The sequence below is a fragment of the Anaerobacillus alkalilacustris genome, from assembly GCF_001866005.1.
Classification (GTDB): domain Bacteria; phylum Bacillota; class Bacilli; order Bacillales; family Anaerobacillaceae; genus Anaerobacillus; species Anaerobacillus alkalilacustris.
In genome coordinates, this window is sequence record NZ_MLQR01000025.1 from 1 (window position 1) to 15,764 (window position 15,764).

16 protein-coding genes and 1 other annotated feature are annotated in these 15,764 nt (G+C 34.6%); of the genes, 10 read left to right on the forward strand and 6 right to left on the reverse strand.

The genetic code is table 11. From position 1 onward, the window contains the following. Positions 1–229: 229 nt before the first annotated feature. The 4 genes from BKP37_RS09335 to tnpA all read right to left on the reverse strand — a co-directional run bounded on the left by BKP37_RS09335 (position 230) and on the right by tnpA (position 1,591). Complete coding sequence (locus BKP37_RS09335; RefSeq protein WP_071309347.1) at positions 230–451, reverse strand: type II toxin-antitoxin system RelE family toxin; 222 nt, start codon at positions 449–451, stop codon at positions 230–232. Further along, positions 444–638, reverse strand: coding sequence for a hypothetical protein (locus BKP37_RS09340; protein ID WP_071309348.1), 195 nt, complete (start codon positions 636–638; stop codon positions 444–446). The genes BKP37_RS09335 and BKP37_RS09340 overlap by 8 nt, the downstream gene beginning before the upstream one ends. A gap of 187 nt (positions 639–825) precedes the next feature. Beyond that, a complete protein-coding gene (locus BKP37_RS09345; protein ID WP_071309349.1) occupies positions 826–1,122 on the reverse strand; it encodes a hypothetical protein in 297 nt (98 codons plus the stop codon). Positions 1,123–1,294: 172 nt separating this feature from the next. After that, positions 1,295–1,591 carry an IS200/IS605 family transposase gene (gene tnpA / locus BKP37_RS09350; protein WP_425424983.1) on the reverse strand — a complete coding sequence of 99 codons (297 nt, stop codon included), beginning with the start codon at positions 1,589–1,591 and terminating at the stop codon, positions 1,295–1,297. Between the two features lie 299 nt (positions 1,592–1,890). On the opposite strand from tnpA, the gene BKP37_RS20075 reads away from it, so the two are divergent. Then, positions 1,891–2,031 (forward strand): hypothetical protein, encoded by a 141-nt coding sequence (locus BKP37_RS20075; RefSeq protein ID WP_169823119.1) that lies wholly within the window; start codon positions 1,891–1,893, stop codon positions 2,029–2,031. Between the two features lie 187 nt (positions 2,032–2,218). Here BKP37_RS20075 and sspI read toward each other — a convergent pair whose 3' ends face one another. Beyond that, positions 2,219–2,428 carry a small acid-soluble spore protein SspI gene (gene sspI / locus BKP37_RS09355; RefSeq protein ID WP_071309350.1) on the reverse strand — a complete coding sequence of 70 codons (210 nt, stop codon included), beginning with the start codon at positions 2,426–2,428 and terminating at the stop codon, positions 2,219–2,221. Positions 2,429–2,538: 110 nt separating this feature from the next. On the opposite strand from sspI, the gene BKP37_RS09360 reads away from it, so the two are divergent. The 4 genes from BKP37_RS09360 to BKP37_RS09375 all read left to right on the forward strand — a co-directional run bounded on the left by BKP37_RS09360 (position 2,539) and on the right by BKP37_RS09375 (position 8,185). Then, positions 2,539–3,300 carry a TrmH family RNA methyltransferase gene (locus tag BKP37_RS09360; protein WP_071309351.1) on the forward strand — a complete coding sequence of 254 codons (762 nt, stop codon included), beginning with the start codon at positions 2,539–2,541 and terminating at the stop codon, positions 3,298–3,300. 101 nt (positions 3,301–3,401) lie between these two features. After that, positions 3,402–3,628: a binding site (T-box leader), on the forward strand. 123 nt (positions 3,629–3,751) lie between these two features. Continuing rightward, positions 3,752–4,786, forward strand: coding sequence for a phenylalanine--tRNA ligase subunit alpha (pheS, locus tag BKP37_RS09365; protein WP_071309352.1), 1,035 nt, complete (start codon positions 3,752–3,754; stop codon positions 4,784–4,786). Between the two features lie 280 nt (positions 4,787–5,066). Next, positions 5,067–7,493, forward strand: coding sequence for a phenylalanine--tRNA ligase subunit beta (pheT, locus tag BKP37_RS09370; RefSeq protein WP_071309353.1), 2,427 nt, complete (start codon positions 5,067–5,069; stop codon positions 7,491–7,493). Positions 7,494–7,747: 254 nt separating this feature from the next. After that, entirely contained in the window at positions 7,748–8,185 is a 438-nt protein-coding gene (locus tag BKP37_RS09375; RefSeq protein ID WP_071309354.1) for a hypothetical protein, read from the forward strand. A 35-nt stretch (positions 8,186–8,220) separates the two neighbouring features. On the opposite strand, the gene rnhC is transcribed toward BKP37_RS09375, so the two are convergent. Next, complete coding sequence (gene rnhC / locus BKP37_RS09380; protein WP_071309355.1) at positions 8,221–9,153, reverse strand: ribonuclease HIII; 933 nt, start codon at positions 9,151–9,153, stop codon at positions 8,221–8,223. A 471-nt stretch (positions 9,154–9,624) separates the two neighbouring features. Here rnhC and zapA point away from each other — a divergent pair, with 471 nt between their 5' ends. The 5 genes from zapA (at position 9,625) to BKP37_RS09405 (ending at position 15,253) form a co-directional block, all read left to right on the forward strand. Further along, entirely contained in the window at positions 9,625–9,885 is a 261-nt protein-coding gene (gene zapA / locus BKP37_RS09385; RefSeq protein WP_071309356.1) for a cell division protein ZapA, read from the forward strand. Positions 9,886–9,888: 3 nt separating this feature from the next. Continuing rightward, positions 9,889–10,428 carry a CvpA family protein gene (locus BKP37_RS09390; RefSeq protein WP_071309357.1) on the forward strand — a complete coding sequence of 180 codons (540 nt, stop codon included), beginning with the start codon at positions 9,889–9,891 and terminating at the stop codon, positions 10,426–10,428. Positions 10,429–10,738: 310 nt separating this feature from the next. After that, on the forward strand, positions 10,739–12,454 hold the full coding sequence (gene polX, locus BKP37_RS09395; protein ID WP_071309358.1) for a DNA polymerase/3'-5' exonuclease PolX: 1,716 nt from the start codon (positions 10,739–10,741) through the stop codon (positions 12,452–12,454). A gap of 12 nt (positions 12,455–12,466) precedes the next feature. Then, complete coding sequence (locus tag BKP37_RS09400; RefSeq protein ID WP_084034634.1) at positions 12,467–14,827, forward strand: endonuclease MutS2; 2,361 nt, start codon at positions 12,467–12,469, stop codon at positions 14,825–14,827. A gap of 15 nt (positions 14,828–14,842) precedes the next feature. Next, positions 14,843–15,253: a DUF350 domain-containing protein gene (locus tag BKP37_RS09405; protein ID WP_071309359.1), complete on the forward strand. Its 411-nt coding sequence runs from the start codon at positions 14,843–14,845 to the stop codon at positions 15,251–15,253. Positions 15,254–15,764 lie beyond the last annotated feature (511 nt).

A 15,764-nucleotide genomic window follows, 5' to 3' on the forward strand; every position in this document is an offset into this window, starting at 1 on the left:
CATTCGAACACTCGTAATTCTTTCATATGACCTAAAATTTCATTTGGAAGTTGATTATTGTCCTGCTTATCGACTATCATATAGGGAGCACCTCTCTATTGGTTATTTGTTTTCTTGGTCGATAACATCTTACCAAATAGTGGGTGCTTTTTGTATTTCCAAATTTCAAGTCAATAGATATATTTAGTTTTAAATGGCACTAGTAGTACCAAGGTTTCGCTTTTAAAATTTAACTGCGAAACTTGAGTTCTACTTTATAAATCATTCTGATGTCGCTAACTCTGAGTTTAAATATATCGTTGTACTCTTTCATCTTTTTGATGTCATTTTCTTTTCGATAATATGGGTCTTCTGCTAACTGTAATAAAGCATTCTTTATTCTTTTTCTTGTAGGAGCGTCTTGTTTTTGAACAAACTTTTTGGATTTGTTCGAAACTTTAATTTCAAACATCTAAGTCATCCTTAAACACATCTTCAAAAGAATGAAATTCACTATACATTGCCTCTTCAATTGCTTTCTTTTCCTCATTAGTTGGTTCAACTTCATAAAATTCCTGTTCATACTTAGTTAATGTTTCAAGGATTTCTTTTACCTTCTCTAAATTTTTTTCTGAAATATTGTCAATGATTTTATACAAATCTTCTCAGACATAGTTTCTTCTTGTTTTCATCAATCCACTCAACATAGAAATACATTGATTATTTTTTCTGTTGACACGAAAAAAAGCCAAACCTTTAGTAAACTGTTCAGGACTAGATAAAAGGAATCAGCAACAACTAACCCTTTTCCTTGTTAAGCATTTGCACCCGTTACTTGAATATGAATTAGACATTCAGTGAATTAGCTATTTCAAGTAGTTCATCTTTTGCTTTATTATCTTCATTAATAACGAAATTGTAATGTAAGTTATATTCTATCCGATCTTTTAACCAACTTAGGTCTGAAGATGGGAATGGAGTCTCTCGAAAAAATGCTACTGTTCCATCTTCAAATATAATTTCCTCATATTCGCTGCCTTTTTTAATACTACTAAAATAACGGTCAAAATTTGCTACTATGAACTGTACGTGAACCACTCTTTCTTTAGAATTGTAAGTAATACTATATATGATTTTTTTCAAATCTTTTTCCCAATCTCCTATGGTTACATCTGACTCTTCAGCTAAAATGGTAGAGTTTTTAAGTATTTAGCCTCAAAGGGTAGGGCGGTAATGTTGACTTAACTCATTCTTCAATCTTGAATATATCGTTTTTCTATTAAACTGGTTCGCTATATAGTTTCATATTGTTTCTTCATCCACCGTTCCTACTGTGGCACAAAAGTAGCCCCTTGCCCATAGGCTGTCCCCAATATTTCTTTTTTAGCTCGGGAAACTGCTCCTGATACAACCTTGATGACCTTCCTTTTAGGTACTGCATGATTTTACTAGGAGAAAGACTAGGTGGATGCGATAACAATAAATGAATGTAGACTTTTCCAACACTACCTTGCAAAATTGTGATTTCTCTCGCTTGGCATCCCTGACTGATTAACTCTCGTGTTCTTACGGCATTCGCACCATGTAATTCCTTATATCTATATTTTGTCACCTAGGTCACATGGAATTTGATATCAAAAACTGCATGACTATTCTTTTCAAACGTTGATATACCAAAAAAATAAGCATACAAAATCATATCTAATTTGTACGCTATTTCTAATGTTATTTGTCATTTTCTCTCCCAAAACTGAACTCGTTAATTTAATTCAGTCTCCTTTAATTTAGGGAATCTCACATTAGGTACTGGTCCTTTTGGAAAAACAATGTGATAAAACCTTACTATATTACTGAAAACATTATCTTAGCTAGTTAAAATAAGAGTAACAAAAAGGATAGGGGCGATGTTAAATGAAAAATGAAGCTTTAAAGTTAGCAAGTGAAATAATTCGCCTAGATTTAGTTCGGGATGAATTATTAGAAGAATTAATTTTACTATCTGGGAATGACGCACATGAAATTTTACGACAGGTTCAAAACGGTCATCAATGATCGTTAATGATATATTTTGATTTGTAATACAATTTTTATTCTCCTCCTTAAAATGAGAAAAAAGCGATCCAAATGCGGGTCGCTTTTTTCTTGAATATTTCATTATCACTTAATTTAATACCCGTCACACCTAAATGTAGCTTGATGTGGCAATCATTTTAATGAACGGAACTCAAATAACGGTATTTTACCTTTGTAATCCTTGAGAAATTTGAGAAATGACTTTTTGTTTACTAGTTTCATCTGCTTGTTGCCAATAAACTTCGAATAAAACCCCTAAACCAGGAAGCATTTTCTCTTCGCCGCTTTGCATCGCATCATCAATAGTAGCTTTCACATCATCCGCCGTACTATTTGCTACATTTGCTAAAATTGCACCACGTAAATTAAACCCCATCTAATTAACAGCTCCTTTATGGTAAAATAAAATTTAAGCCAATTGGCATTTCTGTTATAGTATGACAACAATTGGACGAAAATATTTGTAAATGAAAAAAGGAGTTTGTTATGGAACGAATTGAATCGGTAAAAAACATAAAGATTAAAACAGTAAAAAAATTACATACTCGTAAAGGTAGGGAAAAGTTAGGGAGTTTTCTAATAGAAGGAGAACATTTGGTAGAAGAAGCATTAAATTCAAATGTTATTATAAATGAAATTTTTATAGAGGAGAATTTTACTATTCCCTCAAACTGGGAGTTATCAAACATTCCAATATATATCGTAAACGATAAAATCATGAAAGAGATTTGTGATACACAAACACCTCAAGGGATTGTTGCGGTCTGTGAATTATTAGGTAGAAAACCGTTAACGATAGTGAAAAACGGTTTATATTTATTAATTGATCAAGTTCAGGATCCAGGTAATCTTGGAACTATTATTCGTACAGCGGATTGTGCTGGTTTGTCAGGAGTCATTTTAGGGTCGGGAACGGTCGATATGTATAATAGTAAAGTTATTCGTTCAACACAAGGCTCTCTTTTTCACTTGCCGATAGTTAGGGGAGAATTAACAGAATGGGTGAAAAAGCTTAAAAGTGAAAAAATACCCGTTTATGGAACAGCCTTAAACGAAAAGGCGAAAGAATATAAAACGGTCTCATCACCAGAGAGTTTTGCTCTCATTGTTGGAAATGAAGGAAATGGGTTATCGAAGGAACTTCTTCAAGTGACGGATGAAAATCTCTTTATTCCTATCTATGGAGAAGCTGAATCACTAAACGTTTCTATCGCTACAGGTATCCTATTGTATCACCTCCGTAAATAATACAAGACTTCAAGCCGTATTTGAAACTGAAAATTAGGGATATAAAGAAGGTTTGCCTTATTGAGAAAAATCAACTATAATTGAATTCGAATTTCATAATATTAAAAACGTTGAAAGAGAGTAGTAAATTGCCTAAACGACATTTCAGGGATGAAGTACCTAGACTGAAAGTGCTTCTATGATCGTAGCAATTGAATTCGCTCTGGAGTTGGCACCGGAACATAGAAATATTAAGGTTGCATCGGTCTTGGACCGTTATCAAGTTTGAGTGAATGAATCAGTTTGGATTCGTTAATTAGGGTGGTACCGCGAAGTCTTCGTCCCTTGCTTGGGATGAGGGCTTTTTTGTCTTTTATCCTAAAAACACCCCCCTACTGATTAAAGTTAAAGTGAAAAAATTGATCGTTTAGGTCAAATTTTTTTAACATACATAAATTAAGGAGGAAAAATTATGCAACAACGTTTAAAGGAATTAGAGCAAGAAGCTTTAAATCAAATTGAAACAGCTGAAACTCTAAAAGATCTACAAGATATTAAAGTATCCTATTTAGGAAAAAAGGGTCCAATAACAGAAGTATTACGCGGAATGGGAAAGCTTTCAGCTGAAGAACGTCCCGTTATTGGTCAAATGGCTAATGATGTTAGGGAAGCGATTTCTAATAAGTTAGAAGAGAAGGTTGCGAAACTTGAGGAATTAGAGGTAGAACAAAGACTTGCAAGTGAAAGCATTGATGTAACATTACCAGGCCGTCCAGCGCGAGTAGGAGCAAGTCATCCTCTAACAACGGTAGTAGAAACAATTGAGGATATTTTTATTGGATTAGGTTTTGAGGTAGCTGAGGGGCCTGAGGTAGAAACAGACTATTATAACTTTGAGGCTTTAAATTTACCAAAAGATCACCCTGCCCGTGATATGCAAGATACTTTTTATATTACAGAAGAAATTTTACTAAGAACTCACACATCTCCAGTTCAAGCACGTACGATGGAAAAGTATAAAGGGAAAGGCCCTGTAAAGATTATTTGTCCAGGAAAAGTTTTCCGTCGAGATGACGATGATGCTACACATTCACATCAATTTATGCAAGTAGAGGGGCTTTATATAGATGAAAATGTTCGTATGAGTGATTTAAAAGGAGTACTTTTAGAGTTTGCTAAGAAGTTTTTCGGTCCAGATCAAAAAATTCGTTTGCGTCCTAGCTTCTTCCCATTTACAGAGCCGTCGGTTGAAGTTGATCTTTCTTGTGTAATGTGTCATGGCGATGGTTGTCGTATTTGTAAGGAAACAGGCTGGATTGAAGTGTTAGGTGCTGGAATGGTTCATCCACGTGTATTAGAAATGGGTGGTTTTGATCCGCAAAAATATTCAGGATTTGCATTCGGAATGGGTGTAGAACGTTTAGCAATGTTAAAGTACGGGATTGACGACATACGTCATTTTTACTTAAATGATAAAAGATTTTTAGAGCAATTTAAACGAGCATAATTTTAATGTTTTATTGAAATGCTTCATGCATTATTCTCGCCACTAAGATACTATATCTAGTTACAATGAACCGTTCGTAACAAGGCATAAATTTTTGTGGCTCACTTTTGGGTAATTATGAAATTCCCTTGATTAAATAAAAAATTGAAGTTGGAAAGTTATAGCATAGGTCACTTTTGAGTAAATTTCTGCTCATTAGGAAAGTAATCGAAAAAGCGGAAAGAAACGCGAAACTTGCTTAGCAAGTAGCTAGAGCTTTTCTTACAAGGAGGAAATGTTTGTGTTAGTATCTTTTAATTGGCTTAAAGATTATGTTGAGCTTAATGATATATCAGCAGTAGAATTAGCAGAACGTCTAACAAGAAGCGGTGTTGAAGTTGACATTGTACATTCATTAAATAAAGGTGTAAAGAATGTTGTTATAGGTCATGTTGTAAAGCGTGAACAACATCCGGATGCCGATAAGCTTAGTTTATGTCAAGTTGATATAGGGGAAGAAGAACCAGTACAAATCGTTTGTGGTGCAAAAAATGTAGCAGAAGGTCAAAAAGTGGCCGTAGCAAAAGTAGGAGCCGTTTTACCGGGTAATTTTAAAATTAAGAAAGCGAAACTTCGTGGGCAAGCATCAAACGGTATGATTTGTTCATTACAAGAATTAGGAGTTGAAACAAAATTTGTTCCTAAAGAAGTTTCAGAAGGTATCTTCGTTTTTCCTAATGATGTTGAGGTTGGGAAAGACGCATTAGATTACTTAAATTTACACGATGAGGTGTTAGAACTAGGATTAACACCAAATCGAGCAGATTGCTTAAGTATGCTTGGGGTAGCATATGAGGTAGGAGCGATTTTAGGTGCAGAAGTTAGCATTCCAACAACAAATTTACCAAAAGGCTCTGAACTCGCTTCAGACTATATAAAGGTAGATGTAGAAGCACTAGAAGATAATCCTATGTATAGAGCTATGATTATTAAAGATGTAAAGGTTGGTCCATCTCCACTTTGGCTACAAAACCGTTTAATGGCTGCTGGAATTCGCCCAATTAGCAACGTAGTAGATGTGACAAACTATGTTTTATTAGAGTATGGTCAACCACTTCATGCTTTTGATTATGATCTTTTTGGTTCTAAGCAAGTTGTAGTTCGTAGGGCTTCAGAAGGAGAGGAAATTGTAACATTAGATGATGTTACTCGCAAGCTTTCAAGTGATCACCTTGTTATTACAAATGGTAGTGAACCGGTTGCCGTTGCTGGTGTTATGGGTGGAGCGAAAAGTGAAGTTAACGAGGGGACAACGACAATTTTACTAGAAGCAGCCTACTTTAAAGGGCCAACAATAAGAAAAGCATCAAAAGATTTAGGATTACGAAGTGATTCAAGTGTTCGTTATGAAAAAGGAATTGATCCAAATCGTGTTGTCCTAGCTCAAGAACGAGCGGCAACGTTAATCAGTGAGCTTTCAGGTGGAACTGTTTTGGAAGGTTTTGTTGAGATTAATGAGCTTGATGTGAAACCATCACCAGTTGAAATTTCTATTGAGCGTTTAAACAAAGCGTTAGGTACAGATTTAACTATCGATGTTGTAGAACGAATTTTCAAGCGACTTCAGTTTCTATATTCCAATAACGGGGACCTTTTAACTGTTTATGTACCAACTCGTAGACCGGATATTACAATCGAAGCAGATTTAAGAGAAGAAGTAGCTAGGCTTTACGGCTATGATCATATACCTACAACGTTACCTGTTGGTCTTACTACGGCTGGAGCATTGACGCAAAGACAATTACGTCGTAGAAAAGTTCGGAAATTTTTAGAAAGTGTTGGCTTAGATCAAATTATAACGTATTCGTTAACTAATTCTAGTAAAGCAAAAGGATTTGGTAAAAAGTTAGAGAATGTTCAACCTGTTCGACTAGCAATGCCTATGAGTGAGGACCGTAGTACGTTAAGAACAAGCCTTATCCCACACGTATTAGATGTGATCCAATATAATCACAATCGTAAAATTGATGATGTTGCTATTTATGAGGTAGGTTCAATCTTTTTATCTGAAGAAAAAGAATTGTCAACTCAACCAACTGAGAAAGAAATGGTAGCTGGAGCATTTACAGGTACTTGGCACAGTCATTTATGGCAAGGTGAGAAAAAGAAAGTAGATTTCTTTGTAGCAAAAGGGGTACTTGAAGGTTTGTTTGAGTCTCTAGGAGTATCAGAAAGTATTCGTTACGAAACGGCGAAAAGAGATAGTTTACATCCTGGTAGAACAGCAGCAATCAAGTTAGAAGGAAAAGAAATAGGCTTCATTGGGCAAGTTCATCCTATTTTACAAAAAGAATTAGATATAAATGAAACATACGTCTTTCAATTTGATTTAGAAACAGTTCTTGAATTTCATCCTAAGAGTGTATTTTATGATGAAATTCCTAAATACCCGGCCATTTCTAGAGACATAGCACTTGTTGTTGATGAAAAAATTAATGCTAAACATGTAATGGATGTAATCGAAGACCATGGTGGTAAGTTACTCAAATCAGTGCAGCTTTTTGACTTATACCAGGGTGAGAAAATGGAAAGTGGACATAAATCTTTAGCTTTCTCACTTACTTACTTTGATCCTAGCAAAACGTTAACAGACGAAGAAGTAACGAAAGTGCATAATACCGTACTAGAAGGGTTACAAGATAAGTTAGGAGTAACTTTAAGAGCATAATACCTAAAGCGGAAGGGGGAATTTCTCCTTCCGTTTTAATATACAAAGTAAGAAATTCTAATTTGAAAGTTGGTAAAAGTCCTCCAGTTAAGCTGCTATTTGGATTATTTCGTTGCTACTTTGCGATGACTGTTTGGAAAAGCGGTTAGTCGTGACTAAGACAATGACGCTTTTGGCAAATTTAAGAAGAAGTTTTTTATGCCGATAGTAATAGATTATATTGAAAAATTAATAATAAAAAGGGTGGAGAGTCTGTGTACGAGATTTCAAATATTATCACTTTGAAAAAAATGGATTATTGTGTGTGGAATGTAGTTTTTCAGATGGATGGGGAACTGCTTAATTATTCTACTGATTTTTTATATTTAATAAAAGAAAATAAATGGGTGTGTAATTCATTAATTACACATGAACTTACTAGTTTGATGCAAGGAAATGAATGTGTTTATTGTGGAGAAGATAAAATCGCTTGTTTTATCGCAAGTAAAGATTATCAACTAATTAAACAGAATCTTGTTAACAATATTGAGTTTCAAAAGGAAGTAGAAAAGGTGATAAAACTTTCAACAGAAGAAATCTCAACAGAAATTATTGTGATCAATGATAAAGCAAAATGGGAAAAGCTAGCAGAAGACAATCGGTTTTACGGAAATATTCTTCGTATAAAAAAGAAAAACGGGAATGTTGATTGACGGTAGTAATTTACTCTCAATCAACATTCCCATTATTAAAGTAGTTTTTTTGCCTTTTCGGTATTCGCGAAATGTAACTTGCAGAATTTATTTAAAGCCTGTACACCTTGTTTCTTTATCAGACTAGCCGCGGCTTTGTCTACATGAGGACCAGCTCCTTTGGGTATTTCAAACCCTGCAGCCTCACTTAGCTTATCCATTTCTTTTACAAAAGCATAACGGGCAATAATTGATGATGCTGCAACAGATAAGTGAAGCGATTCTGCTTTTGTATGAAAAAACATATTTTCGCCTTGTACTTTTTCTTTTTGACCAGCAATGTAACGATAATAAATATTCCGTTCAACAAATTGATCAATTAAAATTCCATCATAGGGTGTATCGGCTAACTTCTTTTTTAAATGTAGCAGCGCTTGATTATGTAATATAGCCTTCATTTTCCCTTGATTCATACCTTTCGTTTGGAGTGAATTATATTTTTCATTTGGAAGAACCAGTAGGCTATAAGGAATTTCCTTAATTAGTTGTTTCGCTATTTTGCATATTTCAGGATCTTTCATTCCTTTCGAATCTTTTACCCCGAGCTCTGTAAGTTGTTGGAATTTCTCTTTAGAAACAAAGGATGCCACTACTGTCATCGGTCCAAAATAATCTCCTGTGCCTACTTCATCAGAGCCGATTAAGGATAGTTGAGATAAACGTTTTTTCTCATCACCATTATTAATCGTCTTATTTTTTTTGTTTTGATGAACTGCGCCCTTTGCAAATTCCATCCAAATTATAGCTTCTGCCTCAGGACTTGCTCCTTGGAATAAAACTTTCCCTGACTTGTAAGCAGTAACGGTACAATTCGTAGGTTTTGCTGAGAAGACTGCCCCAGGTGGTAGTTTAGATTGTAAACTGTCATTATAAAATTGTTTCATTTTTTCAATAGTACTAGCTTCTACTAACAAAACTTGTTGGCCCAAAGTGAAAACTCCTTTATTCAATGTGAAATTTAAAGAATTTCATCATGCATTATTCTTGCTACTAAGATACTATACCTAGTACGCTAAAAGTGTTTGTGATTATATATTAACATTGATTGTACCATTGTTTCCCATTCCTTCTCAATTATCAAACGACATATTTCCAATCGAGTCGGTTCGTGATATGATAGAATGTAGGATTTTTTGATTATAAAGATGTATCATAGCGCTTACTTGTTTCGTAACATATAGGAAGAAAGAATATACAAATATATAGTTGGAGAGATGTCTAGTTTCAGCGCCTACCAGCTCGGATGCTTCAGTTAGTACACTGCTTGTAGTTACTTTATTGCTGTTTGCGATAGGTAATATCAGAAGTACAAAGGAGACCAAAAGTGGTTTTCCTCAAAGCACTTTTGTATCCGTTGCTTTTAAATAAGGTGCTTGAGCTTTTCGAATAGGAGGGTCGTTGTGAGAGAAGAAAATGGGAAACGACGAACTACGGTAACGATAAATGGACAAAAATATGTGATCTCCGGTAGGACGGATGTAGGGCATATTATTGAGGTTGCAAATTTAGTAGATAAAAAAATGAAAGAAATGAGAAATGCAAATCCGTATCTTGATAAAATGCAGCTAGCTGTATTAACAGCAGTGAATATTAGTGATGAATATTTGCGTCTGAAAAAACAAGTAGAGAAAGAAAGATTAAAGAAAGATGGGGAAAAATAAAAAATGTTTAGCTTACTATTATTTATTTTATTAATTACAAGTTTTTTTGTTGGATTTAGGAGAGGTTTCATACTTCAACTCATTCACTTAACTGGTTTTATTCTTGCTTTTATTGTAGCTTATCTTTACCATGGTGAACTAGCGACTCACATTAGACTTTGGATTCCATACCCGCAATTCCCAACCGATAATCCAGCTTTTATGTTGATAGAGGCATTTAATTTTGAACATGTTTATTACACTGGAATTGCTTTTGCAATCTTGTTTTTTTCAACCAAAATATTCTTGCAAATTATCGGCTCTATGTTTGACTTTTTAGCACATCTACCTATTTTAAGTACTATTAACGGATGGCTTGGTGGTATTCTTTGTTTTTTAGAAACATTACTTATTTTAGTAGTTTTACTCCATATCGCAGCCCTATTACCTATCGAATTTGTTCAAGATATCCTTAAAGAATCTACGTTTGCAAAATTAATTTTAGATTATACACCAATTTTATCTAACGAGTTGAAGGAAATGTGGATTGAAAATATATTTTAATGTATAGAAAATAAACTTCTCTATCAATACGAGAGGTTTATTTTCTATTTATGATGGATGATCAACGCTATAAAGATTTTTGAAGACTTAAATTTTCTTATGCCACTTCCTAAGAGGCAGTGATCCCGTCTTGAAGCTTAAGAAAGTCGAAAAGTTTAGATGAGAATTTGGTTTAGTTAAACTGATAATTAGGCGCGAATTAAGAAAATCCATTACTGATTGAGTTCAAAATTATTTGCTCATATTAGTAAAAAGAAGGTATGATCATTTTGTGAGATATATACTCTCAAAATAAAGAGAGGGGTTTAATATGAACAAAAAACAAGTCATAACTACACTAGAAACAATTGCTTTATATATGGAAATAAAAGGCGAAAACAGCTTTAAAGTTTCAGCGTTCAGAAAAGCTGCACAGGCGTTAGAAGTAGATGAAAGAACACTAGAACAGATAGATGAACCAGCAAAACTTAAAGGTATTGGTAAAGGAACAGCTACAGTTATAGAAGAACTAAAGAATGAAGGAAAGTCTAGTCTGTTAGAAGAATTAATGAATGAACTACCAGCCGGACTAATTCCATTATTAAAGCTACCAGGACTTGGTGGTAAAAAGATTGGAAAGTTATATCAAGAATTAAACGTTGTGGATGTTAAAACTCTTAAACAAGTTTGTTTAGATGAAAAAGTACAAGCCCTAGCTGGTTTTGGTAAAAAGACAGAAGAAAAATTATTAGCTGCTATCGATGATTTTGGAAAGCAACCAGAACGTCTCCCTATTTACGAGGTTTTACCAATTGCGAAAAGAATCGAAGAAAACCTGGTAAAAATGTCTGGTATTATTCGCTTTTCACGGGCTGGGAGTTTGCGGAGAGTAAGGGAAACTGTAAAGGACTTAGATTATATTATAGCAACAGATGATCCAAAAGAGATACGTGACCAGCTTTTAAAGTTTCAAAACGTAGGTGAAATAATTGCTGCTGGGGACACAAAGGTATCGTTACATTTAAATATGAATGACCTTCGTTTATCAGTAGATTTTCGACTTGTTACAGAGAATGAATTTGCTACTGCACTACATCATTTTACAGGATCAAAGGATCATAACGTTCAAATGAGGCAGCTTGCAAAAGAACGCGGCGAGAAAATTAGTGAATATGGAGTAGAAAATATTGAAACTGGAAAAATAAGTACATTTCGCTCCGAAGAAGAATTTTTCGAACACTTTGGACTTCAGTACATTCCCCCTGAAGTGCGAGAAGGCGATGGCGAGATTGATGTATGGCAAATCGAAAATCCATTAATTTCGTTGGACGATATACGTGGAGATATGCACATGCACTCAACCTGGAGCGATGGAGCAAATTCTATTTTAGAAATGGCCGAAGCATGTAGAGAAAAAGGATATTCTTACATTGCCATTACCGATCATTCAAAATTTTTAAAAGTAGCTAACGGCCTTACCGTAGAAAGACTTAAGGAACAACACAGAGAGATTGCTAAGCTTAATGAAAAGTGGGATGACTTCAAAATTTTTACTGGTATTGAAATGGATATATTACCTGATGGGACTCTCGATTATGATGATGAAGTGATAAAAGAAGTTGATTTTGTTATTGCATCGATACATTCATCATTTTCCCAAGAGCGAGCTGTGATTATGGAACGTTTAACAAACGCTTTAAGAAATCACCATGTAGATTTAATTGCTCACCCAACAGGAAGGCTGATTGGAAGAAGAGAAGGTTATGATGTAGATGTAGATTTACTAATTGATATTTCGGTTGAAACAAATACAGCTTTAGAACTAAATGCAAACCCACATCGTCTTGATTTAGCTAGTCATTGGCTAAAAAAAGCTCAAGAAAAAGGGGTGAAGATTATGATTAATACAGACGCACATAATTTGGATATGTTAAATGATATGGAAATTGGCGTATCAAGTGCGAGAAAAGGTTGGATAAAAAAAGAAACTGTAATCAATAGTTGGGATCTTCCTGCACTAAAGAATTATTTAAATAGAAATGATTAAGGAGTTGGGACAGTGTTACAACGTGTATGTCGTCTCCTAGAGTACGATAAAATGAAGAATCAATTGATCGAACATGTAAGCTCTTCGCTAGGTAGAAAAAAAGTAGATGAACTAGTACCAATGATAAACATTGAAGAAATACAACATGCGCAAAACGCAACGCATGAAGGAACTAAAGTACTCCGTTTAAAGGGTCAGGCACCATTAGGGGGAATACGTGATATAAACGCTAGTGTAAAACGTGCTCAAATAGGTGGTATGTTAAATGAAATCGAGCTTTTAGATGTTTCAAGTACCATTTATGGTGGAAGAAGATTTAAAAAGTTTATAGAAGATATGCTTGAAGACGAAGTAGAGCTACCAATACTAGCAGAATTAATGGCGACGATTACACCACTTACTGATGTAGAACGTGAAATTAAAATGTGTATTGATGACCATGGACATATGCTTGATTCTGCTAGTCCAACGTTACGTACGATTCGCTCGCAAATTAAAAGTCACGAAGCATCGATTCGTTCAAAACTAGAAAGTATAATCAGGTCATCTAGTAATCAAAAGATGTTATCAGATTCAATCATTACAATCCGTAACGATCGTTACGTTATACCAGTAAAACAAGAATATCGTAGTAATTTTGGTGGGTTAATTCACGATCAATCAGCTTCAGGAGCAACACTTTTTATTGAGCCACAAGCAGTAGTATCTATTAATAATCAATTACGTGAAGTTCGGGTTAAGGAGAAGCAAGAAATAGAAAAGATCTTATTGGAGCTTTCAGAGAAGGTTTCTCTCGTTAGTGATGAACTATTACAAAATATAATAACGCTAGCTGAAATAGATTTTATTTTTGCTAAGGCCTTATATTCAAAAGTGCTAAAAGCTTCCCAACCAAAATTAAACGACATTGGATATATGAACATGAAAAAAGCTCGCCATCCATTAATTGGACATGATGAAGTAGTACCGATTGATGTAGAGCTTGGTAAAACATATAGCTCTATTGTCATTACTGGACCAAATACAGGCGGTAAAACAGTTACACTAAAAACAACAGGGTTACTTACTTTAATGATGCAATCAGGTTTACACATTCCAGTTGATGAAGGATCTGAAGTGGCTGTATTTAAATCTATATTTGCAGATATTGGTGATGAACAATCAATTGAACAAAATTTAAGTACGTTCTCCTCTCATATGACAAATATTATTGATATTTTAGAGAAGGTAGATCACGAAAGTCTTGTTCTTTTTGATGAACTTGGTGCTGGAACTGATCCTACAGAGGGAGCGGCATTAGCTATTGCGATATTAGATGACGTTTACCAACGTGGAGCACGAATTGTAGCTACAACCCACTATAGTGAACTAAAAGCATATGCTTACAATCGTCCAGGAGCGATAAACGCGAGTGTGGAGTTTGACGTAGAAACGTTAAGTCCTACTTATCGACTTTTACTTGGAGTTCCCGGTCGTAGTAACGCTTTTGCAATCTCAAAACGTCTTGGCTTAAGTTCTGATATTATAGATAAAGCAAAGGCACAAATATCGACAGAAACAAATAAGGTAGAAAACATGATTTCCTCGCTAGAATCTAGTCAGAAAGCAGCTGAAAAAGAAATAGAAGAAGCGGCGAAAATTCGTGAAGAAGCTGAACAACTTAGAAAAGAGCTAGTGGAAAAAGTTGCCTCGTTTGAAACAGAAAAAGAAAAAATTATCGAAGAAGCCGATAAGAAAGCTTATGAAACAGTTCAAACTGCAAAAGAAGAAGCTGAATTTATCATTGAGGAACTTCGAGAATTGCAAAAAGAAGCAAGAATCGTAAAAGAACATCAATTAATCGATGCGAAAAAACGCTTAGAAGAATCTGCTCCAAAATTAAAGGATAAAAAGAAAAAAACTGCAGCTACAAATACTATTGGTAAAGAACTACTACCTGGAGATGAGGTAAAGGTACTTAGCTTTGGTCAGAAAGGTCACATTGTAGAAAAAGTGTCTGATAAAGAATTTCAAGTTCAAATTGGGATCATGAAGATGAAAGTAGCAATAACAGATCTTCAATTACTCGATCGCCCTAAACAAATAGAGAAAAAGCCGATGGCAACAGTACGGGGTACGACAAGCCATCATGTGAAACCAGAACTTGATCTTAGAGGTGAACGGTTTGAAGATGCGATGCAACGTACTGAAAAGTATTTAGATGATGCGTTATTGGCAGGGTATAATTCGGTTTCAATTATTCACGGTAAAGGAACAGGTGCCCTAAGAAAAGGTGTACTTCAACTATTGAAAAACCATCCACACGTAAGAAGTTCTAAGATGGCTGCAATGAACGAAGGTGGACTTGGTAATACAATTGTTGAATTCAAATAATGGGAGGTGAGGAATGTGGACCGGTTATTTCAAATTGATTTCGTTTACACAGCCGCCACCTTTAGTGTTGTAGTTTTAGCTACTATTGTTTTCTTAACAATTTTTGAAACAGTAACCAAGTATAATAATTGGGAAGAAATCAAAAATGGGAATGTGTCTGTTGCATTAGCGACAGGGGGGAAAATTTTTGGGGTGGCAAATATTTTTCGATTTTCAATCCAGCATAATGATTCACTCTTCACTATGTTAACTTGGGGATTTCTCGGATTTGGCTTACTTATATTTGGTTATTTTGTTTTTGAATTTTTAACGCCTCGTTTTAAAGTCGACGAAGAAATACAGAAAGATAATCGCGCTGTTGGTTTACTTTCATTTATCATTTCGCTTGGTCTTTCCTTTGTTATAGGTGCAGGGATCATAAAATAGTTTATTAATTTAACAAGGAAACTAGTTATAAATAATATAAATGAGTGAAATAAAGCGACATTAAACTATGTCTATTTTAAACGTAACAGTTCAACTAGATATACTATCTAGTGGCTAAAAAATTGTATATTATGAAATTCTTAACCGCAAAGAATTAGTCTTTGCGGTTTCTTTTTTAAAAAGGATTATTTACCCCACTCTTAAGGGACAGTAGGCCCCCACCTCAAAACGTAAGAAAATCGAAAAGTTTAGTTGGGGATAGAATTGCTTTCATCAGTGAAAGCTTCTTATGCATGTGGTATAAGTTAAACTAACAAACAGTGGGGATGAAGGAACCGCCCATTAATTTAAGTTTTGCTTGATAAATGCTCAAGCTAGTAAACGAATTTACTCGTTTGATCCCGATTCGTGGAGGGGGTGTCTAATGCTGGTTCTCTTTTCTTAATACAAATTTTATAGAAAGTCTATATTTTTCTTTATATTAAAAAATAGAAAATAACATTACGATACA

What these genes read in the sequence shown, in the direction of transcription:
- BKP37_RS09335 (WP_071309347.1), bottom strand. Translation starts at nt 451, where the DNA reads ATGTTTGAAATTAAAGTTTCGAACAAATCCAAAAAGTTTGTTCAAAAA.
- BKP37_RS20075 (WP_169823119.1), top strand. Translation starts at nt 1,891, where the DNA reads ATGAAAAATGAAGCTTTAAAGTTAGCAAGTGAAATAATTCGCCTAGAT.
- sspI (WP_071309350.1), bottom strand. Translation starts at nt 2,428, where the DNA reads ATGGGGTTTAATTTACGTGGTGCAATTTTAGCAAATGTAGCAAATAGT.
- BKP37_RS09360 (WP_071309351.1), top strand. Translation starts at nt 2,539, where the DNA reads ATGGAACGAATTGAATCGGTAAAAAACATAAAGATTAAAACAGTAAAA.
- pheS (WP_071309352.1), top strand. Translation starts at nt 3,752, where the DNA reads ATGCAACAACGTTTAAAGGAATTAGAGCAAGAAGCTTTAAATCAAATT.
- BKP37_RS09390 (WP_071309357.1), top strand. Translation starts at nt 9,889, where the DNA reads ATGTTTAGCTTACTATTATTTATTTTATTAATTACAAGTTTTTTTGTT.
- polX (WP_071309358.1), top strand. Translation starts at nt 10,739, where the DNA reads ATGAACAAAAAACAAGTCATAACTACACTAGAAACAATTGCTTTATAT.